The 25,413-nt window shown below is 71.1% G+C and carries 32 protein-coding genes; 19 read left to right on the plus strand and 13 right to left on the minus strand.

The annotated features are described in order from the left end of the window. Positions 1-160: 160 nt before the first annotated feature. The 7 genes from L3Q67_RS43765 to L3Q67_RS43795 are packed head-to-tail and all read left to right on the plus strand — an operon-like array spanning position 161 to position 4,452. The gene (locus L3Q67_RS43765; RefSeq protein ID WP_499187270.1) at positions 161-868 is read left to right on the plus strand and encodes a type VII secretion target; all 708 of its coding nucleotides are present in this window, start codon (positions 161-163) and stop codon (positions 866-868) included. Next, positions 868-1,899, plus strand: a complete 1,032-nt coding sequence (locus tag L3Q67_RS43770) for a CHAP domain-containing protein (protein WP_499187271.1) — start codon at positions 868-870, stop codon at positions 1,897-1,899. Before L3Q67_RS43765 ends, L3Q67_RS43770 begins: the two co-directional genes overlap by 1 nt. Further along, positions 1,896-2,174 (plus strand): hypothetical protein, encoded by a 279-nt coding sequence (locus L3Q67_RS43775; protein ID WP_499187272.1) that lies wholly within the window; start codon positions 1,896-1,898, stop codon positions 2,172-2,174. Before L3Q67_RS43770 ends, L3Q67_RS43775 begins: the two co-directional genes overlap by 4 nt. Beyond that, positions 2,174-2,428: a hypothetical protein gene (locus L3Q67_RS43780; protein WP_499187273.1), complete on the plus strand. Its 255-nt coding sequence runs from the start codon at positions 2,174-2,176 to the stop codon at positions 2,426-2,428. Before L3Q67_RS43775 ends, L3Q67_RS43780 begins: the two co-directional genes overlap by 1 nt. Further along, entirely contained in the window at positions 2,421-2,729 is a 309-nt protein-coding gene (locus L3Q67_RS43785; RefSeq protein WP_499187274.1) for a DUF6317 family protein, read from the plus strand. The genes L3Q67_RS43780 and L3Q67_RS43785 overlap by 8 nt, the downstream gene beginning before the upstream one ends. Further along, positions 2,726-3,913, plus strand: coding sequence for a hypothetical protein (locus L3Q67_RS43790; RefSeq protein WP_499187275.1), 1,188 nt, complete (start codon positions 2,726-2,728; stop codon positions 3,911-3,913). The genes L3Q67_RS43785 and L3Q67_RS43790 overlap by 4 nt, the downstream gene beginning before the upstream one ends. Next, on the plus strand, positions 3,913-4,452 hold the full coding sequence (locus tag L3Q67_RS43795) for a hypothetical protein (protein WP_499187276.1): 540 nt from the start codon (positions 3,913-3,915) through the stop codon (positions 4,450-4,452). Before L3Q67_RS43790 ends, L3Q67_RS43795 begins: the two co-directional genes overlap by 1 nt. On the opposite strand, the gene L3Q67_RS43800 is transcribed toward L3Q67_RS43795, so the two are convergent. After that, the gene (locus L3Q67_RS43800) at positions 4,443-5,216 is read right to left on the minus strand and encodes an ESX secretion-associated protein EspG (protein WP_499187277.1); all 774 of its coding nucleotides are present in this window, start codon (positions 5,214-5,216) and stop codon (positions 4,443-4,445) included. The genes L3Q67_RS43795 and L3Q67_RS43800 overlap by 10 nt on opposite strands. Before the next feature lie 62 nt (positions 5,217-5,278). On the opposite strand from L3Q67_RS43800, the gene L3Q67_RS43805 reads away from it, so the two are divergent. Beyond that, positions 5,279-6,028 (plus strand): helix-turn-helix transcriptional regulator, encoded by a 750-nt coding sequence (locus tag L3Q67_RS43805; protein ID WP_499187278.1) that lies wholly within the window; start codon positions 5,279-5,281, stop codon positions 6,026-6,028. Here L3Q67_RS43805 and L3Q67_RS43810 read toward each other — a convergent pair. The 6 genes from L3Q67_RS43810 to L3Q67_RS43835 all read right to left on the minus strand — a co-directional run bounded on the left by L3Q67_RS43810 (position 6,009) and on the right by L3Q67_RS43835 (position 9,716). Further along, on the minus strand, positions 6,009-6,533 hold the full coding sequence (locus tag L3Q67_RS43810; protein ID WP_499187279.1) for a hypothetical protein: 525 nt from the start codon (positions 6,531-6,533) through the stop codon (positions 6,009-6,011). The genes L3Q67_RS43805 and L3Q67_RS43810 overlap by 20 nt on opposite strands. Then, positions 6,530-7,237, minus strand: a complete 708-nt coding sequence (locus L3Q67_RS43815) for a hypothetical protein (RefSeq protein WP_499187280.1) — start codon at positions 7,235-7,237, stop codon at positions 6,530-6,532. The genes L3Q67_RS43810 and L3Q67_RS43815 overlap by 4 nt, the downstream gene beginning before the upstream one ends. Further along, the gene (locus tag L3Q67_RS43820) at positions 7,227-7,517 is read right to left on the minus strand and encodes a hypothetical protein (RefSeq protein WP_499187281.1); all 291 of its coding nucleotides are present in this window, start codon (positions 7,515-7,517) and stop codon (positions 7,227-7,229) included. Before L3Q67_RS43820 ends, L3Q67_RS43815 begins: the two co-directional genes overlap by 11 nt. Beyond that, a complete protein-coding gene (locus L3Q67_RS43825) occupies positions 7,514-8,716 on the minus strand; it encodes a WXG100 family type VII secretion target (protein ID WP_499187282.1) in 1,203 nt (400 codons plus the stop codon). Before L3Q67_RS43825 ends, L3Q67_RS43820 begins: the two co-directional genes overlap by 4 nt. 2 nt (positions 8,717-8,718) lie before the next feature. Next, positions 8,719-9,174: a hypothetical protein gene (locus L3Q67_RS43830; protein WP_499187283.1), complete on the minus strand. Its 456-nt coding sequence runs from the start codon at positions 9,172-9,174 to the stop codon at positions 8,719-8,721. A 209-nt stretch (positions 9,175-9,383) separates the two neighbouring features. Then, positions 9,384-9,716: a hypothetical protein gene (locus L3Q67_RS43835; RefSeq protein WP_499187284.1), complete on the minus strand. Its 333-nt coding sequence runs from the start codon at positions 9,714-9,716 to the stop codon at positions 9,384-9,386. Positions 9,717-9,802: 86 nt separating this feature from the next. Here L3Q67_RS43835 and L3Q67_RS43840 point away from each other — a divergent pair, with 86 nt between their 5' ends. The 6 genes from L3Q67_RS43840 (at position 9,803) to ligD (ending at position 14,925) form a co-directional block, all read left to right on the plus strand. Continuing rightward, the gene (locus L3Q67_RS43840) at positions 9,803-10,366 is read left to right on the plus strand and encodes a hypothetical protein (RefSeq protein ID WP_499187285.1); all 564 of its coding nucleotides are present in this window, start codon (positions 9,803-9,805) and stop codon (positions 10,364-10,366) included. A 44-nt stretch (positions 10,367-10,410) separates the two neighbouring features. Next, positions 10,411-11,913, plus strand: a complete 1,503-nt coding sequence (asnB, locus tag L3Q67_RS43845) for an asparagine synthase (glutamine-hydrolyzing) (RefSeq protein WP_499187286.1) — start codon at positions 10,411-10,413, stop codon at positions 11,911-11,913. Between the two features lie 74 nt (positions 11,914-11,987). Further along, on the plus strand, positions 11,988-12,365 hold the full coding sequence (locus L3Q67_RS43850; protein ID WP_499187287.1) for a hypothetical protein: 378 nt from the start codon (positions 11,988-11,990) through the stop codon (positions 12,363-12,365). Between the two features lie 8 nt (positions 12,366-12,373). Further along, positions 12,374-13,435 (plus strand): hypothetical protein, encoded by a 1,062-nt coding sequence (locus L3Q67_RS43855; protein ID WP_499187288.1) that lies wholly within the window; start codon positions 12,374-12,376, stop codon positions 13,433-13,435. 19 nt (positions 13,436-13,454) lie between these two features. Then, positions 13,455-13,964 carry a YbaB/EbfC family nucleoid-associated protein gene (locus L3Q67_RS43860; RefSeq protein WP_499187289.1) on the plus strand — a complete coding sequence of 170 codons (510 nt, stop codon included), beginning with the start codon at positions 13,455-13,457 and terminating at the stop codon, positions 13,962-13,964. 31 nt (positions 13,965-13,995) lie between these two features. Then, positions 13,996-14,925, plus strand: coding sequence for a DNA polymerase domain-containing protein (ligD, locus tag L3Q67_RS43865; RefSeq protein ID WP_499187290.1), 930 nt, complete (start codon positions 13,996-13,998; stop codon positions 14,923-14,925). A 39-nt stretch (positions 14,926-14,964) separates the two neighbouring features. Here the strand turns inward: ligD and L3Q67_RS43870 are convergent, their stop codons facing one another. Next, positions 14,965-15,618, minus strand: a complete 654-nt coding sequence (locus L3Q67_RS43870) for a DUF899 domain-containing protein (RefSeq protein ID WP_499187291.1) — start codon at positions 15,616-15,618, stop codon at positions 14,965-14,967. Positions 15,619-15,701: 83 nt separating this feature from the next. Between L3Q67_RS43870 and L3Q67_RS43875 the strand changes: the two genes are divergently transcribed. Then, positions 15,702-16,154 (plus strand): winged helix-turn-helix transcriptional regulator, encoded by a 453-nt coding sequence (locus L3Q67_RS43875; RefSeq protein ID WP_499187292.1) that lies wholly within the window; start codon positions 15,702-15,704, stop codon positions 16,152-16,154. A gap of 115 nt (positions 16,155-16,269) precedes the next feature. On the opposite strand, the gene L3Q67_RS43880 is transcribed toward L3Q67_RS43875, so the two are convergent. Continuing rightward, positions 16,270-16,641: a PASTA domain-containing protein gene (locus L3Q67_RS43880; protein WP_499187293.1), complete on the minus strand. Its 372-nt coding sequence runs from the start codon at positions 16,639-16,641 to the stop codon at positions 16,270-16,272. An 80-nt stretch (positions 16,642-16,721) separates the two neighbouring features. Beyond that, positions 16,722-17,903 (minus strand): glycoside hydrolase family 64 protein, encoded by a 1,182-nt coding sequence (locus L3Q67_RS43885; protein ID WP_499187294.1) that lies wholly within the window; start codon positions 17,901-17,903, stop codon positions 16,722-16,724. A gap of 205 nt (positions 17,904-18,108) precedes the next feature. Here L3Q67_RS43885 and L3Q67_RS43890 point away from each other — a divergent pair, with 205 nt between their 5' ends. After that, entirely contained in the window at positions 18,109-19,188 is a 1,080-nt protein-coding gene (locus L3Q67_RS43890) for an NAD(P)H-dependent amine dehydrogenase family protein (protein ID WP_499187295.1), read from the plus strand. After that, positions 19,185-19,664: a carboxymuconolactone decarboxylase family protein gene (locus L3Q67_RS43895; protein ID WP_209665189.1), complete on the plus strand. Its 480-nt coding sequence runs from the start codon at positions 19,185-19,187 to the stop codon at positions 19,662-19,664. The genes L3Q67_RS43890 and L3Q67_RS43895 overlap by 4 nt, the downstream gene beginning before the upstream one ends. On the opposite strand, the gene L3Q67_RS43900 is transcribed toward L3Q67_RS43895, so the two are convergent. The 3 genes from L3Q67_RS43900 to L3Q67_RS43910 form a co-directional block, all read right to left on the minus strand. Next, positions 19,661-21,289, minus strand: a complete 1,629-nt coding sequence (locus tag L3Q67_RS43900; RefSeq protein WP_499187296.1) for a GMC oxidoreductase — start codon at positions 21,287-21,289, stop codon at positions 19,661-19,663. The genes L3Q67_RS43895 and L3Q67_RS43900 overlap by 4 nt on opposite strands. Before the next feature lie 166 nt (positions 21,290-21,455). Beyond that, complete coding sequence (locus tag L3Q67_RS43905; RefSeq protein WP_499187297.1) at positions 21,456-22,640, minus strand: MFS transporter; 1,185 nt, start codon at positions 22,638-22,640, stop codon at positions 21,456-21,458. A 34-nt stretch (positions 22,641-22,674) separates the two neighbouring features. Then, positions 22,675-23,520: a LysR family transcriptional regulator gene (locus L3Q67_RS43910; protein ID WP_499187298.1), complete on the minus strand. Its 846-nt coding sequence runs from the start codon at positions 23,518-23,520 to the stop codon at positions 22,675-22,677. Positions 23,521-23,602: 82 nt separating this feature from the next. Between L3Q67_RS43910 and L3Q67_RS43915 the strand changes: the two genes are divergently transcribed. Together L3Q67_RS43915 and L3Q67_RS43920 are read left to right on the plus strand one after the other, a co-directional pair. Then, a complete protein-coding gene (locus L3Q67_RS43915; RefSeq protein WP_499187299.1) occupies positions 23,603-24,457 on the plus strand; it encodes an MBL fold metallo-hydrolase in 855 nt (284 codons plus the stop codon). A gap of 27 nt (positions 24,458-24,484) precedes the next feature. Beyond that, entirely contained in the window at positions 24,485-25,411 is a 927-nt protein-coding gene (locus L3Q67_RS43920; RefSeq protein ID WP_499187300.1) for a LysR family transcriptional regulator, read from the plus strand. Positions 25,412-25,413: the final 2 nt, after the last annotated feature.

Here is a 25,413-nt window from a genome sequence, read left to right on the forward strand (position 1 = left end):
TCAACGCAAGTAATGCCCCACTCATAGCATTCAGCGGAGCCGCCATCCCGCCCCTGCGCGGTGTCACGCAGGCGGGCCGGATGTTCCCGGTGTGCAGGAGAGTGGACCGGGTGTGCAGCGGCGTTACCCCCGGACGCACGTGACGGCTCAAGATCGGCGCATGAGCAAGTTGAGCGCCGAGCAGATCGCCCGGCACGCACGGGAAGCCGGGTTCAGCGGCGACGGGCTGACCACGGCGGTCGCCATCGCGCTGGCCGAGTCCGGGGGTGACCCCAGAGCGCACAACAGCACCCCGCCCGACGACTCCTACGGGCTCTGGCAGATCAACATGCTCGGCGCGATGGGACCGGAGCGGCGCAGGCAGTTCGGCCTCGACTCGAACGCCGAGCTGTTCGACCCCGAGGTCAACGCCCGCGCGGCCAACAGGATTTCCGGCGACGGCAGGTCGTTCACCCCCTGGTCGACCTACACCAATGGCGCCTACAAGAAGTACCTCGACGACGCGCGCCGGGCGACCCGTGCCAAGCCGGGGGGCGGCTCGTCCGGCGGGGGCCCCGGCTACACCGTCGACCCCGAACTGGTCGCCGGGTACGTCAAGCGCACCAGGCGGCTCTCCGACGAACTCGCCACCGCGGGCAAGGAACACCTGCGCGGCGTCCGCGAGATCGCCGAAGACAGCTTCGGCCGGATCGGCAAGGAGTCCGGCTTCGCCGCCGCGCTCGACGGGTTCTCCGCCGCCCTGCACCGCCAGGTCCGCGGCATCTCGGCAGGCGCGGACGCGCTCGCCGACCGGACGGCCAAGGCCGCCAAGGCCTACCGCGACCAGGAAGACGACACCGCGCGCCGGCTCGGCAGGAAGGCTCCCTAGTGGACACCAGGCAACTGGCGAAGCAGCTCGCCCCCGACCTCTTCTCCCACCGCAACAAGCTCGCCGGCAAGGCCGAGGACGCCGTCCGCGCGCAGTTCTCCCTGCACCAGACCGCCGGCACGCTCGACGAGCACCGGGACGCCCACGCCAAGGCCGCCGAGAACGTGCTCAGCCACTGGAAGGGCGAAGGTGAACGCGGGTTCGAGCGGCAGTCCGATCGGCTCGACCGCCGGCTCAAGGTCACCGGTTCCGCGGGCAGGCAGGCCGAGCGGGTGGTTTCCGAGGTGAGCGCCGCGTTGTCCGGCGGGCACACCGCGGCGCAGCGGCTGATCGACGAGTACCTGACCAGGGCCACCCGGCTGCTCGACGCCGGGTTCGCGGTCAGCGGCGCCGGTTCACCGGCCGCGCTGCAGAAGGCGGTGGCCGGGGTCGCCGACCTCGTTCCCCACTACACCAAGGAATCCGTCACCAACCTTCGCCGCGTGCACCGGGAAATGGAGGAGGCGGCCAAGAAGCTGCGCGCGCTCGAGAAGGAGATCGAGCACGACGGCATCCACGACCCCGGCCGCGAGCACGTCACCAAGCCCGCCGACGCCGAGCACCAGGGCAAAGGCAAGGCACGCACCATCATCTCCGCCGCCCGCAAGGAGCTCGGCACCCGCGAGAACCCGCCGGGCAGCAACCGCAACCCGTACGGCCCGACCGCGGCCTGGTGTTCCTCCTTCGCGACCGCGATGTGGCGCAAGGCAGGCGTGAAGATCCCGATCCTGCCGTTCACCGGCGACGTCTACCGCTGGGGCCAGGAGCACGGCAAGGCGTACGGCCGCAACCAGCTGGACAAGGCCGCGCCCGGCGACGTGCTGCTGTTCGGCACCGGTCCGGGCAGCCCGTCGACCAGCACGCACATCGGCATCGTGGAGAAGGTCGACGGCAACACCGTCACGCTGATCGAGGGCAACTCGGGCGACCAGGTCCGCCGCAACACGCACAAGCTGAGTTCGGCCACCTTCTACGGCGGGGTGCACCCGTGATCACCGGGACCGCGCGCGACGCGGACGCCGGGATCACCCTGGAGGTCGCGCCCGGCGGCAGCCTGCAGGACCTCACCTTCGACCAGCGCTCGCTGCGGCTGTCCGGCGAACGGCTGGCCGAAGCCGTGCTGCGGCTGGTCGAAACCGCCACCGCACGGGCTGATCAGCGCGTGCGCCACGAGTTCGGGCTGGGTGAGGCGGAACTGACCGCGCTCGGCATCGGCGGGGACACCGAACTCGCCGAGAACACCACCCCGGACACGTGGAGGGCCTGATGGAGTCGAAGACCGCCGAACTGGCGGCGATCCGGCAGTCGGCCGCCGACGGTGGCGCCACGGTGACCGTGGACCACAACGGCAAGCTGGTCGGCCTGGTCCTCGGGCGCGCCGCCATGACGCTCTCCCCCACCGAACTGGCCGCGCTCATCCGACGGCTCGCCGCCACCGCCACGGCCGCCGCCCTGATCGACGGTGTGGCCTGCCTGACCGGACTCGGCGGTTTCGACCTGGAAGGAATCGACCATGCCTGACGGCTACACGGTGGACACCACCGGCCTCGCCGCCCGCGTCGGGGAACTGCGGGCGGTCGCCGACGCGGTCGCCGACGCGGCGTCCGCTTTGGACAGTGCGGGTGGCGACCTCGGGCCGGGCGACCTCAACGCCGCGGTCACCGAGGTGGCCCAGGAATGGCGTGACGGGCTCGCCGAGATGACCGCGAAGATCGACAAGATCGCCGGGAACGTGGCGGACGCGGTCGACGGTTACGAGACCTACGAAGCCACCAGCGCCGAGTCGTTCCGGCAGGTCTTCGGCACGGTGGTCGCGCCGTGACCACCTATCCGACGCTCGGGTTCGACCCCGCTCCCGGCGACCGGTTCGCCGTCGCCGCGGTGCTGGAAGCCATGGCCGGTGCGCACAACCAGATGGCGGAGTGCTCGAAGCGGCTGCTCGAAGCCGTCCAGATCACCGACGACAGCGAATGGGGCGGGGACGCCGCCGAGGAGTTCAGCGACCACGGTGACGACCTGCCCAGGGCGCTGAGCACCGGGATGACCGCCGTGCAGGCCGTCGGCGAAGCGCTGAACACCTGGATCGGGCAACTGGTGGCGAACCAGAACAAGGCGCAGGACCTGGAGAACCGCGCGAAGGCGGTCGTGTCCGCCGCGGGAGGGAAGATCGACGACGAGCAGGAAGCCCGGCTGCGCGCGGTCCTCGATCAGGCGCAACGCTTGCAGGCCAAGCACGAACGCGAGGCGAACGCGGCCGCGTCGGCGATCCGCGGCGGTCCCGGTGACGCCTTCGAGCCGGAGAACGACGGGTTCGGCGTGCAGTTGCTCGACGGGATCTCGGTGGCTTCGGGGGAGGTCGCCAAGTGGAGCGGCACGGTCGCCGCGGTGGCGGCCGTGGTCCCGGGTGGACAGCCGCTCGCCGCCGGGGCGGGCACGCTCGCGGCGGGGGCCGCCGGCGTGAACACCCTGGCCGGGCTCGGGCAGAAGGCCACGGGTTCGGCCAACGCACCCAGCTGGGGCACGCTCGCGCTCGGCGTGGTCCCGGTCCGCACGGCCACCTCGGCGGTTCGAGGGCTCCGCCGAGGTGGCGCGCTGGACGGGGCGAAGAAGGGTTTCGGCGAGAACAGCTTCGTCAAGACCGCGAACGACGTCAAAGCCATCCGCAGGCACAGCCAGGGCACGCCGACCCTGCGGGACGCGCTGGCGCACAAGGCCAGCCGTGACGAACTGGCCAGGGGACGTGAGCTGGCGGGCGACCGGGCCGGTGACCTGAAGAACGGCGAACTGCGGGAACTCGCCCGTGCACAGGCGAGCCGCGAGGCGGTCGCGGCGGGTCTGCGCAGCCCGTTCGACGCCTACGAAACCTACGAGAAACTCGGTGGATCCGGTGGGAAGCTGCCTCCGGAGGCGGCCCTGTTCCGGGAAGGCCTCACGTTCGCCGTGGACCCGTCCGCCGACCGCGTCGAACGGATCATCACCAACGGCACCAAGGAGATCGCCAAGTGATGCGCCTCGCCTTCCCGGCCGGTGCCCGCCGGATCGCGCTGACCGACGCGGACCGGGCGATCCGCGAGCTCACCGAGGTGCTCGGCGGGCTGCGCCACGACCCGGCGGGCGTGCTGGAACCGATGGCGACCGAGGTCGTCGAGACGGCGATCGAGGGCGGGGCGTTCGAGCTGGCGCTGGTCGCGCCCGAGGACGCCGATCCGGCCGTGCTCACGCTGGTCGCGATGGAGGTGCCGGACGGCTGGGACGCCACCGGCGCCGAGGCGCTGCGGGACGCGATGGAGGACGTCGGCGGGCCCGATGTGAGGGAAACCAGGGCGCTGGACACCGAACTCGGCCCGGCCGTGCTCACGCAGCGTGTTCCCGGTGTCGAACAGGGGCGCACCGGGGAGCGGCTCACCCTGCAGTTGCAGGGTTTCCTGGTGGAGCCGGGGACCGGCCGGATGCTGCTGCTCACCCTGGCCGGGCCGTCGGCCCGCGGCTGGGACGTGCACCAGCGCTGGTTCACCGAGCTGGTGGCGTCGGCGGGTCAGCGGTGAACGGTGTCCAGCAGCCCGGCCAGCCGCCGGGCCATCCAGGTGCCGTCGGCCGGGGTCAGCGTGGCCAGTTGCTCGCCGTTGACCGTCTCCACGGTGACCGCGTACCGCCCGGCTTCGGTGTCATACCAGCTCAGGATGGGCGAGCGGCCGCCACGGCCGTTCGCGGCGACCTGCCCGGCCGCGGTGCGCCCGGAACCGGTGATGGTGGCGAACGCCCGGACCGCGCGGCCGGTGACGCCCGCGTCGGCCAGTGCGCGCTCGAAGCCGTCGTAACCGGTGCGGGCGTAGGCGTCCATCGCGGCGGAGAACGCGGTGCGCGGCACGCGGACCGGCTCCCCCGGGCCCGCCGGGAGTTCGCCGATGACGTTCGCGATCGCCGTGGTCAGGTGGCTCATCGCCAGCGGCTCCAGCGCGACCTCGCGTTCGTCGAGCACGGCCAGCACCGCCCGCTCGCCGTCCCCGGCGGCCAGCATGCGCAGCGAGTGCGCACCGAAGATCAGCGCGTCCACCGAGGCCAGCGGCCGGTCGAGCACCTCGAACATGCGCTCCAGCTCGGTGTCGAGTTCCTCGCCGCGGACCAGCCCGGCCTCTTCCAGCCCGGCGAAGACCTCGCTGCCCAGCGCGTCGCGCTCGGGCAGGGTCGCGCCGTGCGAGGGCACCTCCAGCGGGTAGGGCGGTTCGCCGTCGGCGAGGTCCTCCCACAGCAGGTCGAACTCCAGGTGGGACAGCACCACGCCACTGGTGGTCGACGTGCGCCGCGCCATTTCCGGTCCTCTCTCGTTTACCGTAGGCAGAATAGCGGCACGAAACGCGGTGATCACCCAGCATGCGCCAAGAACTAGCGGGCGGACTGCTCATCGTGCGGGCTTCGGGCGCCGACGCGGTGAAAGCCGCGCTCACCGGTGCCCAGTCCGCACCGGAGCGGATCCAGTTGCTGCTGGGCTGCCCGGTGCCGCAGGCCGCCGCGTTCAGCTTCGGTGACTGCTCGCTGCAGACCCAGCCCGGTGGCGTGGTGCTGCTGACCGTGCCCGAAGCGCGGCTGACCATCGGGTTCGCCGAACTGCGGCCGCTGATGTTCCAGCCGGTCGAGGTGGCGCCCGCACTGCGTTCGGTGTTCGCGGGCGCGGTCGCGCAACTACTGGCCGCGGGGCACGCGCTCGATCCGCACGGCTTGGCCCACCACCTGCTCGGCCTGGCCGAACTGGTGCTGCGCAGCGCGTTGCGCAGTGAACTGGACCGGTCCGACGCGGCCGAGGCGCGCCGTCGCGAGGCTGTCGCCTACATGCGTGCGCACCTGGCCGATCCGTCGCTCGGCGCGGAACGGATCGCCGACGCCCTGTTCATTTCCCGCCGCCGGCTCTACCAGCTCTTCGACGACGGGCAGGGCGTCTCCGAACGCATCCGCGTGATGCGCATCGAAAAGGCGAAAGCCCTGCTCGCCGATCCGGCGAAGGCGGCACGCGGAATCGCGGAAATCTCCCGGGACTGCGGCTTCACCAACGCGACGCACTTTTCCCGGTCGTTCCGGAAACTGGTCGGGGAAACCCCGCGTGAATTCAGGGAACGCGCGCGGTGAAATCGACGCTGGTGACCAACCGCCCGGCGACCGCGGCGAGGTCGAGCCAGCCGCGCCCGGACGGCGAGTGGAGGGTGAACACCGCCGCCCGCGCCCCCGCGCGATCGAGCACCACGGCCTGCAACTGCGCGCCGCCGAGCAGGATGCGCTCGGTGATCACCACCGGATAACCACGCGCGGTCTCGGCCTGGGTGACCTCGCGGAGGCCGGGGCCGCCCGCGTCGGCCAGGTAGTACCGCAGTTCGGCGGCGTTCTCGGTGGTCACCGCCCGATCGACCGGCACGATGCCGCCGACCAGGATGCCCGGATCGGCGCCGGGGTGTTCCACCAGCGCGAGCAGCGCGGCGGACTGCTCGTGGGCGAGTTCCGCGGCCTGCACGGCGGCCGCTTCCAGGGTCGGGTCGTTCTCGCGCAGGCGCGCGAGGAGCTTGCGCAGTTCGGCGGTCGTCTGCTCCACCGAGCGCAGTGACACCGAGGTGATCCCGGGAACCGAACCCAGCTTCATCGGGCCAGGGCCGCGGCGAACGCCCCCGCCGCGAGCTCCGGCTCGGCACGCGCCGCGGCCGGGCGCAGCACCGTCGCCGCCAGGTCGGCGGCGAACGCGGACTGCCCGGCCAGCGCACCGCCCAAGCCGCCGAACAACTCGGCGCGCCCGGGCACCCTGGCGGCCGCCTTGGCGCCCTCACTGTCCAAAGTGCGCAACCGGACGGTGACGCGCTCGGCTTCGGCGAGGTGGTCGCGTTCGAGCAGGTGCGCGGCTTCGAACACGCGCTCCAGCTCGCGGGTGAGCTGTTCGTGCCGCGCCACCGCGGCGTGGCGCTGGGCTTCGACCCCGGGCGCGGTGCTGAACTGGGCGGTCACCGTGGCGCTGTCGACCTCGTCGGAGGCGGTGAGCAGCGACCGCTTGAGGCGCAGGGCCCGATGGTCCAGCTGTTCCGCGCGACGCCGGTTGGCCAGCAGGGTGCCCGCCCACTCGTCGAGGATGGTCGACGCCGCGTGCAACGCCTTGCCCGCCGCGGTCACCTCTCCCGGCACCTCGGCCAGGCGCCTGCCGAACCCCGCCGCGGCGGTGCCGGTCCAGCTCGCCGGGCCGGAGGGCAGGCCGGGCAGCCGGGCGGCGGCGCGGGCGCAGCGCTCGGCCGCGGCCATCACCGCGTCGGGGCTGCCGGGAGCGGGGTCGAAGCCGAGGCCGCGGTAGTCAGTCCGCATCGGGGAGTCCCCGCGCGGCCTGGTTTTCGCCCTCGGTGTAGGCGTCACGGGCGCGGCGGACGTCCGCCGCGGCCCGGCTGAGCTCGGTGTGCACGCCGCTGATTCTGCCCGCCCAGGTGCCGATCAGCTCGTCGACCGCGGCGGTGATGCCCGCCGGGCCCAGGTCGCCGCCCGCTCCGGTGCCGAGCGCGGCGCCCGCCGCCCGCACCTCGTCGGCGGCGGTGTCCAGCCGGTCGGCGGTCGCGGTCAGCTCGGCCGGATCGACCCGGTGCCCGGTCATTCGCCGAGCACGGACGGGTAAGCGGGCGGCAGGTCGTCCATCAGGTCCAGGCCGTCGGCCCAGCGCACGCGGTGCTCCTTGTCCTCCTCGCGCCCGGCACCCTGGCCCTGCGGCGGGTAGAACGCGGAACCCATGCCACCACCGGCACCGCGGGCACCACCGGCCGGGCCCGAACCCGGACCAGCGCCCGCGACCCCACCGCCGCGTGGTCCCGCCGGAATCCCGGCGACGCCACCGCCCGCGCCAGGGCCGGGCATTCCCGCGGCGACGCCGCCGGCGGCACCCGCTCCCGGCACGCCACCGACGGTCGGGCCGCCGGAAACCGGGCCGGGCACCGTGGTGGTGCCGCCGCCGGGCACCAGACCCGCGGCATGCGTGCTGGTGTCCAGCGGGCCGCCTTCCGGGACCGCCGGTACGACCAGGGGTGGGACCGGGGGTGGGACCGGGGCTTGGCCACCGGGGGACGGGCTTTCCTCCGGCGCGGTCACCGCTGGCGGGGTCGGCTTCGCGTCCGGGTAGGCCACGGCCGGTGCGGCGTCGAACGGCTGCGGAAGTCCACTGTGGACACCCTTGCTGGCCGACTCGTACTGCTTCATCACCCGCACCGCCTCGGCCTTGGCCTCGGTGGCTTCCTTCTTGGTCGGCAAGTGGTCGTCGAGCAGCTGGTCCATCATGTACAGGCCTTGCGGCCCGTCCAGCGCCTTGACGTCGTAGCCCTGCCGGAACCAGCGCTCGGCGTGGTAGTGCACCGGCTCGGGCATCCTGTGCTGCGCCTCGACGATGGCCGAGGTGTAGGCGTCCAGCCCGCCGCCGACCTGGTGCGCGTGCCCGCTCACCCGGGCGGCCCAGGTGGTCAGCGCCGACACCGACTCCGCCGCCTTCGCCGCCGACGGCCCGCGCCAGGAGTACATCAGCTTCTGCACCGTGCGGCGGATGTCCTCGGTGGCCTGGTCGACGTTCTTCGCCACCTTGCCCCAGTCGTGCGCCACCTCGCCCAGCGCGCCCGGCTCGGCCGACTTGATCATGTCCCAGAGCTGGCGGTGCTCGTAGACCTGCCAGTTGACCGGCGCGAAAACGTCGTCCTGGCGCCAGTTCCGCTCCCGCTGCCGACGCACCTTGCGGTCCCGCGCGCGCTGCCGGGCCGTGGGTTCGCGTCCCTCGGAGCGGTAGCGCTTCTTGCGGTGCTCGTTGTACTCCATGCTCACTCCGGGCGCAGGGCTTGGGCGGCGGCCTGGTCGTTCTGCTCGTGCGTGGCGCGCACCTGGCCGATCGTCCGGCGGAGCGCGGTCAACTCGGTGAGGTAGCCCTGGAGCGCGGCCTGCAACCCGCCGGCCGCGTTGCCGCCGCGCAGGCCGAACGCGGTGCGCATGGGCCGGGTGACCGGGCTCGAGCCGTCACGCAGGGTGGTCCCGAGCTTGGCCGCATCCGCCAGGTATCGCGACAGCTCGTCGTGCCGCCGGGCCAGCTCGGCCTCCACGGCGAGGATCTCGTCGTAGTCGAGTTCGATCACGTCGGCGGGGTCGGCGATCACCCCGGCCGAGCCCGCGCCCGTCGGCGGCGCCACCTCGGCCGCGCGCGGGACCCTTCCCGGCTCGGGGCTCTCACGGGCGGACTCGGCCAGCCGCCGGGCGTCTTCCTTGTCGCGCACTCTCGCCATGCCGTCATCCTCGCCGACGTGCCGGACCTGAACCGGCGTTCATTGCACCACGGGTCAAGAGATGTGCACAGTCGATCTCTTCCCAGACACGCGAGGTCGCGCCGGTCACCGAATCGCGGCGCGCCGGGCCGCCCAGCGGCACGGGGTGTCGCGGTTCGGTGACCGGCTCAAAGGCGACCTCGCCGCCGCCGCCGGAGGCGCGGCCGAACTCACCGCCTGGGGCGTTGCTGGGGCTGACGGCGCTGCTGTTGCTGCTGGGGAGCCCTGGTCTGCCGCGGCTGCTGTTGCGCGGGGCGCTGACGGGGCGCCTGGGGCTTCGCCCGGGGCGGGGGCCTGCGCTCGTCGCGGTCTTCGTCGAGTTCGGGCCTGGGCCGATTGGCCCAGGAGTCGAACACGAGCAGTAGCACCGCGAGCACGACGAGAGCGATGCCGACGTCACGAAGGCCGACAAACACGATCAAAACGACCGAAACGACCACCATCGGGACGACGACGACCCAGCAGAGGGGGTCGATCCGCCCGAACTTCGGACTCCCTGCCATGGCCGTCTCCCTTCGCCTTTGCATTCGAAAGGCGTCACTGGGCGTTCACCCTAACTTGCCCCCCGGCTGCCGAGTACTGTCGCGCCATGCCAATTCTGGGTGGGCTGATCGCCGCTGTTTTCGGGACCGTGTTCGTCATGGTGAACGCCAACGAACCGCTCAATCCTACGGTCGGGCTGATCGTCCGCGTACTGGCCGGTCTCGCGCTGGTCTCGTTCCTGATCATGGGCGTGCTCGCCCTCCGGCGGGGTCTCGCCGCCCCGCCCTCGGCCGAAGCGAAGGGCGCCACCTGGTTCGGCGTCAAGTACTGGCTCGTGGTCGTCGGCGAACTGGTGCTCTTCGCCGCCGGTTCCGCGGTGCTCCGGCTGCTCGACGCGCCACCACAGACCGGAGTCGCCTGGGTCGCCTTCGTGGTCGGCATCCACTTCATCCCGTTCGCCTCGATCTGGCACGAGCGGAGCATCCTGGTGCCCGCCTACGTGCTCACCGCCCTCGGCGTCATCGGCCTGATCATGGCGCTGACCTCGGCGGTCGCCTGGACGCCGATCGTCAGCGGGGTGCTGTCCGGGCTCACGCTGCTCACCGGCAGCCTGTACGTTTCGTCACGTTCGCTGCGCTCGGACCCGGCGAAGGCCCCTTCCGCGGCCTAGACTCGACTCCCGACCTCGGGAGGTACAGCACTGTGTGCGGAATCGTGGCTGCGGTCGGTGAAATCGACGAGGCGCAGGCCCGGCGCTGCCGGGAGATGCTCGCCCGGATCAAGCACCGGGGCCCGGACGACACCGGGGAGATCCACCGGGGCCGGGTCTGGCTCGGGCACCAGCGTCTGTCCATTATGGACGTCGAGGGCGGCGCCCAGCCGATGAGCGGCCCCGACGGCACCTACCTGGTGGCCAACGGCGAGATCTACAACCACCGCCGCATCCGCGAGGACCTCGGGCACGAGTTGTTCGGAACCGGGTCGGACAGCGAAGCGGCACTGCACGCGCTGATCGTGGACGGCCCCGCCGGGCTGGCCCGCCTGCGTGGCATGTTCGCGCTCGCGTTCATGACCGAGGACGAGGAGTTCCTGGTCGCCCGCGACTCGGTGGGCGTGAAGCCGCTCTACTGGGTGCGCCGCCCCGAGGTGACGCTGTTCGCCAGCGAACTGCGTGCCTTCGACCAGGCCGACCGCCCACTGGTGGAAAGCTTCCCGCCGGGCTGCTGCTGGAGCCCCACCGGCGGCCTGGTGCGCTTCGCCGACGCCGTGCCCGCCGTGCTGCGGCCCGCGCACCGCGCCGAAGAAGCCGGGGTCTGGGGCGAGGGCCTGCTGAAGTCGGTGCGCGAGACGATCGTGACCGCGGTGGAGAACCGGATGATGAGCGACGTCGGCATCGGCGTGTTCCTCTCCGGCGGGCTCGACTCGGCCATCGTCGCCGCGATCGCCGCCGAGTACGCGCTGCGTCACCGCCAGCCACTGCCCACCTTCGCCATCGGCGCACCCGGCAGCTCGGACCTGGCCGCCGCGCGCGTGGTCGCCGACCACCTGGGCACCGAGCACCACGAGATCGTGATGACCGCCGAGGACGCGATGACGGCGTTGCCGAAGGCCGTGCGCGCGATCGAGCACTTCGACCCGTCGCTGGTGCGCAGCGCGGTGCCGAACTTGCTGCTCGCCGAGTACGCCTCGAAGCGCGTGCACGCCGTGCTCACCGGCGAAGGCGCCGACGAGCTGTTCGCGGGCTACGACTACTACCACGAGGAACCGTTCACCAGTCCCGACGCGCTGCAGGCCGAACTGGTGCGCACGGTCAACGAACTGCACCACCTGAACCTGCAGCGCTGCGACCGCACCACGATGGCCTTCGGCATGGAGGCGCGGGTGCCGTTCCTGGACCGGGACGTGATCAGCGTGGCGCTGACGATCCCGCCGGAGCACAAGATGATCGGCCCCGGCCGCGAAGCGAAGAAGCTGCTGCGCGACGCCTTCCAGGGCTGGCTGCCGGAGGAGATCCTGCGCCGCGGCAAGGAGCAGTTCGGCGACGGCTCGGGCGCGAAGGACGTGCTGGAGCAAGCGGTGCACGCGGTTCCGGAGGTCGCCGAAGCCGAGGGCGTGGAGCTGCGGTCCAAAGAGGAGGCAGCCTTCTACGCCATTTGGCGCAACGAGCTCCATGGCATTCGTCCCGGGTCCACGCTCGGTTTGTTCGCCACCACCTGAGCGGTCGGTGAGTTGCACCACTCGCCGCACGTTTTTGCCCGTTGACCTGCGCCGACGGTGTTTACATGCTCGCCATGATCGGATTCGAAACGGACCTGGACGACCTCCGCGCGTCCAGCGTTCACCTGGCGAACGCCGCCGACGCGGCCGGTGCCGCCAGGGACAGCGAGCACAAGCAGGACGTGCCGGTGGCGCCGCCACGGGCAGGCTTCTTCGACATCTCCGGGATGATCCCGGTCGACAACGCCTTCGGCGGTTCGCTGGGCATGCAGGCGGTGGCGCGGGCGTATGAGAACCACCGCGCGAAGATCGAGAAGCTGCTCGCCGAACTGCACCAGAGCACGCTGGACTCGAGCCACGCGCTGATGAGGGTCGCGGAACTCTACGAGCAGGCCGACATCGACACGCGCACCCGGCTGCAGCGCACCGCCGCCGTGCTGGACGAGAGCTGAGGCGGGCCGTGGACGACAACTACTTCAGCGCGCTCGACGCGGAGGGCGTGGGCACCACCGCCTGGGGCGACTACGAGAACAACCGCGAGGCCCACCTCGAAGGCATCGGCGAGGACCTGCTCGACGGCGCCAACGACGCGCTCGACGCCATCGACTTCCTGCGCTGGACCGAGATGTTCCTGCCGGAGGAACTGTTCGATCAGATGCGGAAGTCGGTGGCCGGGGTCTACCGCGAGTTCTCCGAGGCCGACATCGACCGCGATTCCGACGCCGGCCTGCAGGCGCTGATCAACGAGCACGACAAGATCTGGAAGGCGCTGATCGACGGCTCGATGTCCGAGCTGGACCAGGCGGAGAAGCGGCTGGAGCACTGGCGCGGCGACGCGGCCAACGACGTCAAGGCCTACCTCGGCAACCTGGCCCACACCTACGACCGGATCGGCACGAAGATCACCGTGCTGGAGAGCGACGTGGTGGCCGCCCGTGAGGCGATCGCCTCGGCCCGCGGCGACCTGACCAAGCTCGGCGAATCGTTCAAGGCGGTGGCCGAGAAGTACCAGGAGGACCAGTCCAACAAGAGCGAGTCGGCCGCGATGAAGGTGCTCGGCGCGGCCTTCGCCGGCGCGGTGGCCGGGTTGCTCACCGTGGCCACCGCCGGGGCGGGGGCGGCCGCGGGCGCGGCGGTGCTCTCCGCCACCGCCAAGGGCGCGATCATCGCGGGCAACGTGGCGGGTTCCGCGGTCAGCGCGGGCATCGCCAACGCCTCGGAAATCCGCGGCGACAACGCCAACGACCTGTTCGAGAGCTTCATGGAGAACACCGAGAAGCTCCGCCAGGGCATGATCGACGCGATGGACGACCTGGCCAAGCAGATCGACATCGAGGCGGAGGACCTGCCGAAGGTCCCGCCGCCCCCGGACGTCAGCCCCGGTGACTCCTTCGACCCGGACGCGTTCGAGACCGAACGGCTGGACAAGGACACCGAGCGCAGGGTGCGGGATTCGGGCGTGGACATCGCGCCGGACGGCTCCGCGGACAGCGCGGCCGGCAGCCCGGCTCCGTTAACCTGAGCCTGGAGGTGGGCTCCCCATGACCGACAAGCCGACGCCGCGGCCGTCGAAGAAGCCACCGGCGAAACCGGCCAAGGCGGACCGGGTGGCCATCGTCAAGGCGCTGCAGGAGCTTTCGGTGGAAGCCGGTTCGCCGGACGGCAACGTCAGCCTCTCGGTGAACACCGACGGCGTGATGACCCGGCTGCGGCTGGCGCCGGGGGCGGCGAAGCTGTCCCCGGCGCAGCTCGCCGACCTGGTGCTGCGCACCTACACCCAGGCCCAGCGCGAGTCCGCCCAGCGCAGCGCCGAGTTGCTCGGCCCGCTGGGCAACGCCGGTTACCTCAGCGACCGGCTGCGCTGGCGGATCGGGTTCCAGCCGCCCTCGGCCGCCGCCACCCCCGGCGCGGCCGAGGCCAAGGGCGGGAAGGCGGGGCCCGGCGTGCTCCAGGACCGGTCCGGCTCGTGGCGCGAGCCCGAGCGCCGGAGCGAGCCCGAATCGGATGACGAGTTCTACGAGAAGGGCGTGCGGTTCGATCCGTCGTGGTGAGCGGACCGGATTTTCGGGTTAACGTCGTCGCATGAGCAAGTCACCCGCGGTGGAACTCGAGGTCGGCCCGCGCACGGTGCGGTTGTCGAACCCGGACCGGGTCTACTTCCCCGCCCGGGGTGAGACCAAGCTCGACCTGGCCAACTACTACCTGTCGGTGGGCGAGGGCATCGTGCGCGCGCTGCGGGAGCGGCCGTGCATGCTGCACCGGTTCCCGTCCGGGGTCGCCGGGGAGAAGGTCCACCAGAAGCGCGTGCCGAACGGCGCGCCGCCGTGGCTGGAGACGGTGCGGGTGCACTTCCCCCGCTACGGCAGGCACGCGGACGAGCTGTGCGTGACCGAACTGGCCAGCGTGATCTGGGCGGTGCAGATGTCCACTGTGGAGTTCCACCCGTGGAACTCCCGCCGGGCGGACACCGAAAGCCCCGACGAGTGGCGCATCGACCTGGACCCCATGCCGGAGTGCGACTTCGCCCGTGTGCGGCGGGTCGCCACCGTGGCGCACGAGGTGCTCGACGACCTCGGCATCACCGGCTGGCCCAAGACCTCGGGCGGCAACGGCCTGCACATCTACGTGCGGATCGAGCCGACCCGGGGGTTCCAGGAGGTCCGGCGGGCCGCGCGGGCCTTCGCCATGGAGGTCGAGCGCCGCGCGCCGGACGACGTGACCACCGAGTGGTGGCGCAAGGACCGCGAACCGGACAAGGTCTTCGTCGACTACAACCAGAACACGCGGGACCACACCATCGCCAGCGCCTACTCGGTGCGCGGGGTGCCGGAGGCGGTGGTCTCCACTCCGATCACCTGGTCCGAGGTCGGCTCGGTCGAACCGCGTGAGTGCACCATCGGCGTGGTCTCGCGGCGGTTCGCCGAAATCGGTGACCCGCACGAGAAGATCGACGACACCGCCCACAAGCTGGACACCCTGCTGGAGTGGGCGGACCGCGACGGCCTCGACTGACGCGGCAGCTTTTTAATGCTCTCTAAGGGCTCGGCTGCTTCAGTACTCGTCGCGCAGGCGGAGCCAGGCCATGGCCTGGTCCTGCGGCCAGCCGGCGGGTGAGTCCTCCCAGGTTTCCTGGCGGCCGTACGGGGTCAGGTCCAGGAGGTTGAAGTCCAGGCGCAGGCGGTCGACGCCGCGGCCGCGGGTGAAGTAGGTGCGGAAGTACTCGTCGCCGTCGCGCAGGAGCACGCTCAGGCCGAAGCCGCCGTCCAGGCCGAGGTCGTCTTCGAAGGTGCTGCCATGGCTCGAGTACCAGGGCACGGTCCAGCCCATCCGCTGCCGGACCGGTTCGATCTCGGCCTGCGGGGCGCGGCTGAGCAGGATGAGCCGGGTGTCGCGGGCGTTGAGGTGGGTCTGGTCGGCGAGGTTGTCGGTGAACGACGCGCAGCCGGAGCAGACGTGGTCCGAGCCGGGCTGGAGCATGAAGTGGTAGACGACCAGCTGCCGCTTGCCGTCGAACAGCCCGGCCAGGCCGGTCTCGGTGCCGTCGGGCGCGGTGAACCGGTAGTCCGGGTCCAGCCGGACCATCGGCAGCCGCCGCCGCTCGGCGGCCAGCGCGTCCAGTGCGCGGGTGTGCTCCTTCTCCTTGACCAGGAGCGCGTCCCTGGCGACCTGCCATTCCTCGGGCGTGACCACCGGTGGGCGGTTCATCGTCTGCTCCTTCCGATCGGGTTCTCCTCCGGACCCTAGCCCAGTCAGTTCCCTGAGGGAACCCTCTCGGCTAGAGTGGGGGCATGCAGCGCACCCGGTTCGGTGAAATGGCGTGCTCGATCGCCAGGACGATGGACGTGATCGGCGAACCGTGGTCACCGCTGATCCTGCGGAACGTCTACGTGGGCATCACCCGGTTCGAGCAACTGCAGGAGTCGCTCGGTATTTCGCGCAAGGTGCTCACCGAACGGCTGAAGTGGCTGACCGAGCAGGACGTGGTGGCGCGGCGGCAGTACTCCGAGCGGCCGCCGCGCTACGAGTACGTGCTGACCGAGCGGGGCACCGAGCTGTGCGACCTGCTACTGGTCATGGTGCGCTGGGGCGACCGCTGGCTCGCGGGCGAGGCCGGGCCGCCGGTGCTCTACCGGCACCACGCGTGCGGGCGGATCAGCCACGTGGAGCTGCGGTGCTCGGAATGCGGTGAGCCGATGCGGGCCACCGACCTCGATGTGCTGCCGGGGCCGGGGTTGCCGTGAGCGGCATGGAGGCCGACCTGATCGCTGAATGGCGCGCGGAGCCCTTGCGGTGACACGAATGTGGCTTTGGGGGCGGATTCGGCCCCCAAAGCCACATTCGTGTCACCGCTGGTGGTCAGTCGGTGTACTTCACCGCGGTGAGGGTGATGACGGTGTCCGGGGGTACCTGGGTGCCGGGGGCGGGTGACTGTCCTGTTTGGACCCAGTTCCGGTCGACGACCAGTGCGCGGCCTTCGCCCTTGCCGTCGACTTCGCGCAGGTTGTACAGGCCCGCGGCCTGCATGGCGTTCTGCGCGTCCTGGTGGTTCATGCCTGAGACGTCCGGCACGGTGATCAGCGACCCGGCACTGCTACCGGTGGCCGCGGGAGCGGCGCTACCAGTAGCGGGCGGGGTGGGCGTCGGCGATTCTGGGGCGGAGGGTGCGCCGCAGGCACCGGCGAGCAGCGCGCCGAGCAGTAGCGGCAGCAGGCGAGCTGAGGCCTTCATGCGAAATCCTCCCGGAAAGCGGTGGCGGTCACCATGAACTCGTTCCCGCCACCGCCCGCGTTACCGGATCGGCCCGAGGATCAGCTGAACGGGTCCAGCGTGATGCTCGCCTGCTGCGGGTTCCCGTCGTGCACCAGGGACTCGTGCGCACCGACGTCGTCGAAGGCGAAACCGTAGGCCTTGCCGTCGACCATCTGGGCGTGGATCAACCGCGAATAGTGGTTGGTCACCCCGTCCTGGTAGAAGTTCGCCGCGTTCGGGTCCGGCTGGTTCGGGTTGCTCAGCAGCGTGGACCGGTTGTACCCGGCGCACAGCGTCCGCGAAATGGGTCCGCGCACCAGGTCGTTCGGCGCGTCCAGGTGTTTGTAGCAGCCGAAGATGCTGTCGGAGTCCGGTTTCTGGAACGAGGTGACCACCGCGCCGGACGAGTTGGTGAAGTTCATCGTGTTCCCCGAGACCCGGCCGAAGTACTTCGTGCCGGGCTGGTCGGTGAACGGCGTGACGGTCAGCGTGGACGAACTGTACTTCGACCACACCCGGTTCACGTAGTCGTCCATGATGCCCGGGTTGAGCGCGCCGGCGCCCACTCCGTGACCCGGGGAAAGCGCGCGCAGGAGGCTGCCGTCCGGCTTGGTCTGGACCAGATTGCCCCAGCCGCCGGATTGCGCTTTCAGCGCGGTGAAGAAACCGTTGTACCCGCCGGCCTTCAGCCTGCCGGTCGATTTCGTCGCGCCGCCCTGCATTTGCACGCCGACCGAGTACGGCGCGGAGAACATGTCCACCTGGGTGCTGTTGATCCAGATTCCCGCGTCGTTCAGCGTGTACTCGGTCCAGTTGAACAGGATATTGCGATTCGGGTCGCTCGGGTTCTGCACCGCGGGCTGCACCAGTCCCCCGGTGGTCAGCCGGAACACCAGTTTCTGGCCGTAGGAGAAATAGACCCGGCCGGAGAACTTCGGGAGCCGGATGGTGACCGACTGCCCGGCCGCCGGACCGGGGATCGAGGCGTCGGGCGCCGGGGTCGGCGGGTTGCCGCCCGCCGGCCAGGCGTGGAAGGTGCCGTTGGCGTCGGCCCAGCCCTGGCGGCCGGTGCTGAGCTCGGTGCCGAGGTTGTAGACGTAGATCGGGTCGGCGCGCCCGGAGTTGTTCGTGATGGTCAGCGGGATGGTGGCGGGCACCGCGACCGCGGGCAGCGCGGGTGCCACCGCGAGCGCGGCGGCCAGCGCCGCGCCGAGCGCGAGCAGCTTTCTTTTCACGGACATGCGCATTCTCCTCCTAGAACAGGAATATCCACAGGAGCGAAACAGAATGCACCGGAAGGCGTGTTAATGGCGGGGACCGTGCGCTTCCGGATACAAGGGAGAGCCTTCCCAGGATCACACGAACCCGGTTACCTGTCAACGCCACTCACCGAATGCACCTCCTCGGCCGCTAGGCACGGATCGAATCCCCGGTTAACCTCTGGACATGATTCCCACAGTTGTCTGGGGCACAGGCAACATCGGCCGCGCGGCCATCCGCGCGGTCCACGCCCACCCGTCGCTCGAACTCACCGCCGTGCTCGTGCACGACCCCGGCAAGCTCGGCCGCGACGCGGGTGAGCTGGCTGGTCTGGACCACGAGCTGGGCGTGGCCGCCACCGGCGATCCGTCCGCCGCGCTGGCCGCCCGCCCGCGTGCGGTGGTGTACGCCGCCTCCGGCGACACCCGGCCCGACGAGGCCCTCAAGGACATCCACGAAGCCATCCGGGCCGGGGCCGTGGTGGTCACGCCCGCCGTCTACGCGCTCTACGACCAGCGCAACGCCCCCGCGGAACTGCGGGAACCCGTGCTCGCCGCGATCGCCGACGGCGGTGGCTCGCTGTTCGTCTCCGGCGTCGATCCCGGCTGGGGCAACGACGTGCTGCCCGCGCTGCTCAGCGGCCTCGGCACCACTGTGGACGCGGTGCGCTGCCAGGAGATCTTCGACTACTCCACCTACGAGCAGCCGGATTCGGTCCGCTACCTGGTGGGCATGGGCCAGCCGATGGACTACCAGCCGCCGATGCTCGCGCCCTCGGTGCCGACCATGGTGTGGGGCGGGCAGGTGCGGCTGATCGCCAGGGCGCTCGGCGCGGAACTGGACGGGATCCGCGAAACGCTGGACCGCCGTCCACTCGAAACCACCGTCGGCACCCGCACCATGGGCGAGTTCGAGGCGGGCACGCAGGGCGCGGTGCGGTTCGAGGTGCAGGGCATCGTCGGCGGGGAGCCGCGGATCGTGATCGAGCACGTCACGCGCATCCACCCGTCGTGCGCCCCGGACTGGCCGCAGCCGCCGAACCCCTCCGGCGCGCACCGCGTGATCATCGAAGGCCGCCCGCGCATCGAGGTCACCGTGGAAGCCAGCGACGAAGGCGAAAACCGGTCGGCGGGCGGCAACGCCACCGCGGTGGGCAGGCTCGTCAACGCCATCGACTGGCTCACCGAGGCCGAACCCGGCTTCTACGACGCACTCGACGTACCGCTGCGCCCGGCCACGGGCCGGCTCGGAAGGAGCGCACGATGATCATCGACATCCCCGAGGGCAAGGACGCGATCGGGTACGTGTGGGGCGAGATGGTGCCCGGCATCGGCGCCGCCGCCTCGAACTTCTCCCTCGCCGTGTACAGCCACACCACGCTCGGCCTGCGCGAGTTCGAGGCCGCGCGGTTGCGCGTGGCGCAGATCAACGGCTGCGTCTTCTGCCTCGACTGGCGCACCGAACGGGACGGGCAGAAGGTCGAAGAGGAGTTCGCCGACGCGGTGGCCCAGTGGCGCACCACCGACGCCTTCGACGACCGCACGCGGCTGGCCGCCGAATACGCCGAGCGGTACGCACTGGACCACCACGGCCTCGACGAGGAGTTCTTCTCGAGGATGACCGCGCACTACAGCCAGGCCGAGATCGTCGAACTGAGCATGAGCATCGGTTCCTGGCTGGCGTTCGGCAGGCTCAACCACGTGCTGGGCATCGACTCGGTGTGCGTCGTGCCCAAGTTCTAGAGATCCTCGGCGATCACGCGCTCGATGTTGCGCTCGGCGAGCGCGGTGATCGTGACGAACGGGTTGACGCTGGCGTTGCCCGGCACCAGCGAGCCGTCGGCCACGTACAGGCCGGGGTGGCCGTGGAGGCGGCCGTGGTTGTCGGTCGCCTTGTTCAGCACCACGCCGCCGAGGGGGTGGTAGGTCAGGTGGTCGCCCCAGATCTTGTAGACGCCGAACAGGTCCGTCCGGTAGATCGTGCCCTCCTTGGCGTTGATCTTGTCGAAGATCGTCTTGGCGGCGTCGATGGACGGCTGCTTCCACGCGGTCTGCCAGTTCAGGTCCACCTTGCCGGTGGCGGGGTTGTAGCTGAACTGCCCGCGGTTCGGGTTCTTGGTGATCGAAAGGTAGAACGACGCGAAGGTCTCGATGCCCGTGGGCAGCGGCGCGACCTCGGCGAACGCCCCGCCGGCCGCCCAGTTGTCGATGCCGGCGGTGGGCATGGACGACTGCAGGGCACCGGTCGCGTCCCACATGTGGTTGGCGCGGCCGCACATGACGTTGCCGTTGTCGCCCCAGCCCTTGCCGATCTCGCCGTTGAGCCCCGGTAGCGCGCCGGTGGCCTTGAGCTTGGTCAGCAGTTTGCTGGTGCCCACGCTGCCCGCGGCGAAGAACACCCGGTCCGCGGTGACGGACTTGGTGGCGGTGGTGACGCCGCTGGTGTTGATCTGCTCGATGACCACGGTGTAGCGGCCACCGGAGGCCGGGGTCACCGAGGTGACCTTGTGCAACGGCGAGATGGCCACCCGGCCGGTGGCCCGCGCCTGGGCGAGGTAGGTCTTCTGCAGCGACTTCTTGCCGTGGTTGTTGCCGTAGAGCACCTCACCGCGCAGTGCCGACTTGGGCACGGTGCCCGCCTGCTCCTTCTCCATGTAGTCCCAGTCGTAGACGTTGGGCACGAAGACGAACGGGAAGCCGGAGCGCTCGGCGTGCTTGCGGCCGACGCGGGCGTACTGGTAGCACTCGGCGCTCTCCCACCAGTCCGGGTCCACTTCGGTGACACCCAGCCCGGCGTTGGCGCGCGGGTAGTACACGTTGTACATCTCGTCCGGGTTGACCGAGGGCAGCACTCCCCCGAAGTTCTCGCGCTTGGGCGTGACCGCCATGCCGCCGTTGACCAGCGAGCCGCCGCCGACGCCGCGGCCCTGGTAGACGCTGATGCCGCTGAAGTCCTCGGCGTCGAGGATGCCGGTGTGCAGCGGGATGTCGCGGTCGATCGGGAAGCCGAGGAAGTTGCTCAGCGGCTGCTTGGTCCGGGTCCGCAGCCAGTACGACCGGTGGTCGGGGCTGATCGTGTTGGCGAAGATGTTGCCGTCGGGGCCCGGGGTGTCCCACGCCATGCCCATCTCGACCATGTGCACGTCCACGCCGGCCTTGGCGAGCCGCAGCGCGGTGACCGAGCCGCCGTAGCCGGTGCCGATCACCAGCGCGGACACCTGCGCCCCGTCCGGGATCGGCGACGGCGGCGGTGCGGCGGCGGCTCGGCCGCCGAGGGCCGCCAGCCCGATGATAGAACCGGTTCCAGCGATGAACGCACGTCGTGATACGTGGGGAGAACCGTTGCCGGGCAGGGAGTTATCGCTCATGTGACGTTCCTCACTCTCGACATATGAGAACAAGTTATACTTCTGTCGATGATCAAGTCACTACGTACGCGACAGTAACTTGTCCTCGGTCGCTTGCCCACGGCCAAGTGGTCCAACCACGAGGATTTCCGCACTTTTGTTCCACAATGGACAGTGCGGCGGTGGGTCAGCGGCGCACCCGGCGGGTGAGGGCCACGGCGGTCAGGACGAGGGCGACGACGGCGCCGAGCGCACCCGCCACCAGGAAGGTGCCGCCCAGGCCAGCGGCACCGGCGATCGGCTGCGCGAGCAGCGGTGAGGAGAACTGCCCCAGGAACAGCGCCGAAGTGAGCAGGCCGAGCGCCCGCGTGCGCGCCCCCGGGTCCACCGACGCGACGGTCCAGCCGTTCAGCGTCGGGTTGCTCAGGCCCACCCCGATGCCGACGACCAGCATGCCCGCGGTCGCCGTCCACAGGTTCCCGGCCGTGCCGACGAGCAGCAGTCCGACGGCGTAGGCGGCGAACATCGCCACCGCGAGCGCCCGGAAGTCCCAGCGCGCCCGCAGCCTGCCGTAGTTCAGCCCGATCGCGGTCATCACCAGGTTCACCGCGGCGATCAGCGCCCCGGTGACCACCGGACCGGCGCCGCCGACCTCGGCGAGCCAGAACGGCGCCTGCGTCGGGATCACGTAGAACGAGGTGATGCTGAGGAAGGTCAGCGCGTACAGCCCGAGCAGCGGCCAGGTCCACGGCGAACCGACCGGCTTTCCGTCCGCGGGCGGCGCGGCCACCGGGGGTTCCGGGACGTGCCGCAGCACCAGGAACAGCACCGGCACCGCCAGCAGGTAGACCGCGAACGGCCCGCGCCAGCTCAGCTCGCCCAGCACACCGCCGAGCAGCATGGCCACCACCCCGCCGAAGCCCATCGCCGCGCCCTGCAGGCCGAGCACGCGGCCGTGTTCGGCGGGCGGGTGGTGGTCGGCCAGCAGCGCGGTGGCGGTGGTCATGATCGCCGCGATGCCGACGCCGAGCAGCGCCCGCCCGGTCAGCAGCGCGGGCAGCGAGTCGAGCAGCAGGCCGGAGCCGCCGCCGACGGTGTAGAGCACCAGGCCCGCGACCAGCACGCGCACCCGGCCCACGCGCACGCCGACGTACCCGAGCAGCGGGGCGGCCAGCATGATCGCCAGCCCCGGCAGCGTGAGCACGAGGCGCACCAGCACCTCGGCGTGGGGTTCGCCGGCGAAGTGCCGTTCCATTCCGGGCAGCGCCGGGGTGATCGTGGCGCTGGCCATGATCGTCATCGTGCTGACGCCGAGCAACGTCGCCAGCAGCGGGGTCGGGGTGCGCCGCGGGGCGACAGTCGTTCCGGTCATGCCCTCGAAGCTAGGACCTGGAGCGCACTCGAGGTCAAGGTCCGGTCTCGACGGCGATGCGCACGAACGAGCGGACCAGCGAGTTCGGTTTCGCCGACGGCCACGCGATGACCAGCTCGCACGCCGGCTGGTCGGCGAGCGGGACCGCGACCAGGCCGTCCGGCAGCGGCGAACCACCCGGCATGAGCCCGATCGTCGAATTCCAGCGGACCGCCTGGAAGCACTCCTGTGCCGTGCGCACCTTCGGCCCTTCGCGTTCCTTCCCACCGCTCCAGTACGCGGCCCACACCGGATCGGTGACGTCGGCGAGCCGGAACCACGGCCGGTCGTCGAGATCGCGCAGCCACAGCGATTCCCGTGTCGCGAGTGGATCATCGGCGCGGACGAGCACCGACACGGGGTCCGCGCGCAGGGTGTGCGTGCTGATCCCGTTGTCGTCGAAGGGCGCGCGGGTCAGCGCCACGTCGGCGAGTCCACTTCGGAGCCCGCAGGTCGGATCGCTGAAGTCGGCTTCCCGCACCCGCACGGTCACCTTGGGGTGCCGCGCGCGGAAAGCGGCCACGAGCCGGGGGCCCAGCTGCTCGGCGCTGTCGGCGAGCGTGCCGATGACGAGGGTCGATTCGGCGGCCGCGGCCACCCGGTCCCGGACCTGGTCCGCGTGCTCCAGCAGGACCTTCGCCTCGGCCAGCAGCTCGACCCCGGCGGCGGTGGGCGAGACGCCCTGTGCCGAGCGCTCGAACAGGTCCACGCCGAGATCCGTTTCCAGGCCCCGGATCGCGCGGCTCAACGGCGGCTGGGTCATGTGCAGCCGGGCCGCGGCCCGGCCGAAATGGCGTTCCTCGGCCACGGTGACGAAGTACCGCAGGGTCCGCAGGTCCATGACCGGTGACGATACTGCGCCGGTATCGCGGATACCGGACCGGACTTGGACGCGCGGCCCCCGCGGCACGTGGAATGGTGTCATGACAGCAGAGAAAATCGCCGAGGACGTCGTGGTGCTCCCGAACCGGGGCGCCGATCTGGTGCCGAACATCGGTCTCGTCGGCGGCCGGGAAGCGGTGCTCGTGGTGGACACGGGAATGGGCCCGCGCAACGCGGAAAAGGTGCTCGAATTCGCTGTGGAACACGCGCGCGGACGGGAACTGTATTTGACGACCACGCATTTCCACCCCGAGCACGCGTTCGGCGCGCAGGTGTTCCGCGAGCACGCGACCTATCTTCTCAACCAGGCGCAGGCCGACGACCTGGCGAACCGGGGCGCGGGCTACCTGGAGATGTTCCGCGGGCTCGGCGAATGGGTCGCGGAACAACTCGAAGGCGTCGAAATCCCCACCCCGGACGTGGTCTACCCGGAAAGCCACACGCTCGACCTCGGCGGTCGCGTGGTGCGGATGCGGGCCACCGGCCGGGCGCACAGCGCGGGCGACCAGCTCGTCACGGTGCCCGACGCCGGGGTGGTGTTCACCGGCGACCTGGTCGAAACCGGGCAGTTCGCCATCTTCCCGTGGTTCCCGCCGCACGACACCGACGTCTCCGGCACCCGCTGGATCGCGGTACTGGACAAGCTGATCGCGGAAGCACCACCGGTGGTCGTGCCGGGCCACGGCGATGTCGGCGGCCCCGAGCTGATCGCCGAAGTGCGGGACTACCTGGCTCTGGTGCGCGACGAGACCTGGCGGCGATGTGATGCGGCGATGAGCGAGCCCATGATCCTCGAAGAGGTGCGGGCGGCGATGATCGCCCGGCGCCCCGACTGGCGGGGCCGGGAGTGGATCGACAACACCGTGGCCTGCTTCTGCGCCGAACACGGGCGATAGGGTCGGAGCCGAGCGGGAGGAGCAGGGATGGAACTGGACCTCGGCGCGGTCCGGGCCTTCCTCGCCGTCGCCGACGACCGGCACTTCGGCGCCGCCGCCGACCAGCTCGGCCTGACCCAGCAGGCGACCTCCAAGCGGATCGCCAAGCTGGAGGCGAGCCTCGGCACCACCCTGTTCCACCGCTCCCGCACCGGCACGGACCTCACCGACGACGGCGCCGCCTTCCTCGCCGACGCACGGGCACTGATCGCGCTGGCCGACCAGGCGGTGCGCTCGGTGCGCCGGCCGGACCGGCCGCTGCGGGTCGACGTGCTCGGCACCCGCCTCTCCCCGACCGAGCTGATCCGCGCCTTCCACGAGGCCCACCCCGCCGTGGAGATCGACATCGTCACCTCGCGCGGGCTCCGGACCGGGCAGCCCGCCCTGCTCAGCGGCTCGGTCGACGTGGCGTTCGCCAGGGTGGCCGGGCCGCTCGACCCGGCCATCGCGCACCAGCCCGCCTACCTCGAACCGCACCACATGCTGGCCGGGCGCGAGCACCCGCTGGCCGGGCGGCGCCGCGTGCGGATGGCCGAGCTCGCCGAGTGGGTCGCCTGGATGCCCGGCAACGAGCCGGGCAGCGAATGGGCGGACTACTACGCCGGCCTGCGGCGGGAGTTCGGCCTGACCATCCACACCGCGGGCCCGCACTTCGGGCTGGACCACCTGCTCGACGAGCTCGCCGCCTCCCGCGACCGCTTCACCTTCGGCGGCGAGCGCATGCGCGTGCCGTGGCACGCCGGGATCGTGCAGGTCCCGATCGTCGACCCGACGCCGCTCTACCCGTGGTCGATGCTGTGGCACCGGCGCAACCGCCACCCCGCGCTGCCGCTCCTCGTCGACCACATCACCGCCGGCCTGCACCCGTTCGACCCGGCGAGCCAGTGGCTGCCACCCGCCGAACCGGTGCGCTGACC

Origin of the sequence: Saccharothrix sp. AJ9571 (genome assembly GCF_021725495.1) — a bacterium.
GTDB classification, from domain to species: domain Bacteria; phylum Actinomycetota; class Actinomycetes; order Mycobacteriales; family Pseudonocardiaceae; genus Amycolatopsis; species Amycolatopsis magusensis.

What these genes read in the sequence shown, in the direction of transcription:
- L3Q67_RS43765 (WP_499187270.1), top strand. Translation starts at nt 161, where the DNA reads ATGAGCAAGTTGAGCGCCGAGCAGATCGCCCGGCACGCACGGGAAGCC.
- L3Q67_RS43780 (WP_499187273.1), top strand. Translation starts at nt 2,174, where the DNA reads ATGGAGTCGAAGACCGCCGAACTGGCGGCGATCCGGCAGTCGGCCGCC.
- L3Q67_RS43785 (WP_499187274.1), top strand. Translation starts at nt 2,421, where the DNA reads ATGCCTGACGGCTACACGGTGGACACCACCGGCCTCGCCGCCCGCGTC.
- L3Q67_RS43795 (WP_499187276.1), top strand. Translation starts at nt 3,913, where the DNA reads ATGCGCCTCGCCTTCCCGGCCGGTGCCCGCCGGATCGCGCTGACCGAC.
- L3Q67_RS43800 (WP_499187277.1), bottom strand. Translation starts at nt 5,216, where the DNA reads ATGGCGCGGCGCACGTCGACCACCAGTGGCGTGGTGCTGTCCCACCTG.
- L3Q67_RS43805 (WP_499187278.1), top strand. Translation starts at nt 5,279, where the DNA reads ATGCGCCAAGAACTAGCGGGCGGACTGCTCATCGTGCGGGCTTCGGGC.
- L3Q67_RS43810 (WP_499187279.1), bottom strand. Translation starts at nt 6,533, where the DNA reads ATGAAGCTGGGTTCGGTTCCCGGGATCACCTCGGTGTCACTGCGCTCG.
- L3Q67_RS43815 (WP_499187280.1), bottom strand. Translation starts at nt 7,237, where the DNA reads ATGCGGACTGACTACCGCGGCCTCGGCTTCGACCCCGCTCCCGGCAGC.
- L3Q67_RS43820 (WP_499187281.1), bottom strand. Translation starts at nt 7,517, where the DNA reads ATGACCGGGCACCGGGTCGATCCGGCCGAGCTGACCGCGACCGCCGAC.
- L3Q67_RS43825 (WP_499187282.1), bottom strand. Translation starts at nt 8,716, where the DNA reads ATGGAGTACAACGAGCACCGCAAGAAGCGCTACCGCTCCGAGGGACGC.
- L3Q67_RS43830 (WP_499187283.1), bottom strand. Translation starts at nt 9,174, where the DNA reads ATGGCGAGAGTGCGCGACAAGGAAGACGCCCGGCGGCTGGCCGAGTCC.
- L3Q67_RS43835 (WP_499187284.1), bottom strand. Translation starts at nt 9,716, where the DNA reads ATGGCAGGGAGTCCGAAGTTCGGGCGGATCGACCCCCTCTGCTGGGTC.
- L3Q67_RS43840 (WP_499187285.1), top strand. Translation starts at nt 9,803, where the DNA reads ATGCCAATTCTGGGTGGGCTGATCGCCGCTGTTTTCGGGACCGTGTTC.
- L3Q67_RS43850 (WP_499187287.1), top strand. Translation starts at nt 11,988, where the DNA reads ATGATCGGATTCGAAACGGACCTGGACGACCTCCGCGCGTCCAGCGTT.
- L3Q67_RS43860 (WP_499187289.1), top strand. Translation starts at nt 13,455, where the DNA reads ATGACCGACAAGCCGACGCCGCGGCCGTCGAAGAAGCCACCGGCGAAA.
- ligD (WP_499187290.1), top strand. Translation starts at nt 13,996, where the DNA reads ATGAGCAAGTCACCCGCGGTGGAACTCGAGGTCGGCCCGCGCACGGTG.
- L3Q67_RS43870 (WP_499187291.1), bottom strand. Translation starts at nt 15,618, where the DNA reads ATGAACCGCCCACCGGTGGTCACGCCCGAGGAATGGCAGGTCGCCAGG.
- L3Q67_RS43875 (WP_499187292.1), top strand. Translation starts at nt 15,702, where the DNA reads ATGCAGCGCACCCGGTTCGGTGAAATGGCGTGCTCGATCGCCAGGACG.
- L3Q67_RS43880 (WP_499187293.1), bottom strand. Translation starts at nt 16,641, where the DNA reads ATGAAGGCCTCAGCTCGCCTGCTGCCGCTACTGCTCGGCGCGCTGCTC.
- L3Q67_RS43885 (WP_499187294.1), bottom strand. Translation starts at nt 17,903, where the DNA reads ATGTCCGTGAAAAGAAAGCTGCTCGCGCTCGGCGCGGCGCTGGCCGCC.
- L3Q67_RS43890 (WP_499187295.1), top strand. Translation starts at nt 18,109, where the DNA reads ATGATTCCCACAGTTGTCTGGGGCACAGGCAACATCGGCCGCGCGGCC.
- L3Q67_RS43895 (WP_209665189.1), top strand. Translation starts at nt 19,185, where the DNA reads ATGATCATCGACATCCCCGAGGGCAAGGACGCGATCGGGTACGTGTGG.
- L3Q67_RS43900 (WP_499187296.1), bottom strand. Translation starts at nt 21,289, where the DNA reads ATGAGCGATAACTCCCTGCCCGGCAACGGTTCTCCCCACGTATCACGA.
- L3Q67_RS43905 (WP_499187297.1), bottom strand. Translation starts at nt 22,640, where the DNA reads ATGACCGGAACGACTGTCGCCCCGCGGCGCACCCCGACCCCGCTGCTG.
- L3Q67_RS43910 (WP_499187298.1), bottom strand. Translation starts at nt 23,520, where the DNA reads ATGGACCTGCGGACCCTGCGGTACTTCGTCACCGTGGCCGAGGAACGC.
- L3Q67_RS43915 (WP_499187299.1), top strand. Translation starts at nt 23,603, where the DNA reads ATGACAGCAGAGAAAATCGCCGAGGACGTCGTGGTGCTCCCGAACCGG.
- L3Q67_RS43920 (WP_499187300.1), top strand. Translation starts at nt 24,485, where the DNA reads ATGGAACTGGACCTCGGCGCGGTCCGGGCCTTCCTCGCCGTCGCCGAC.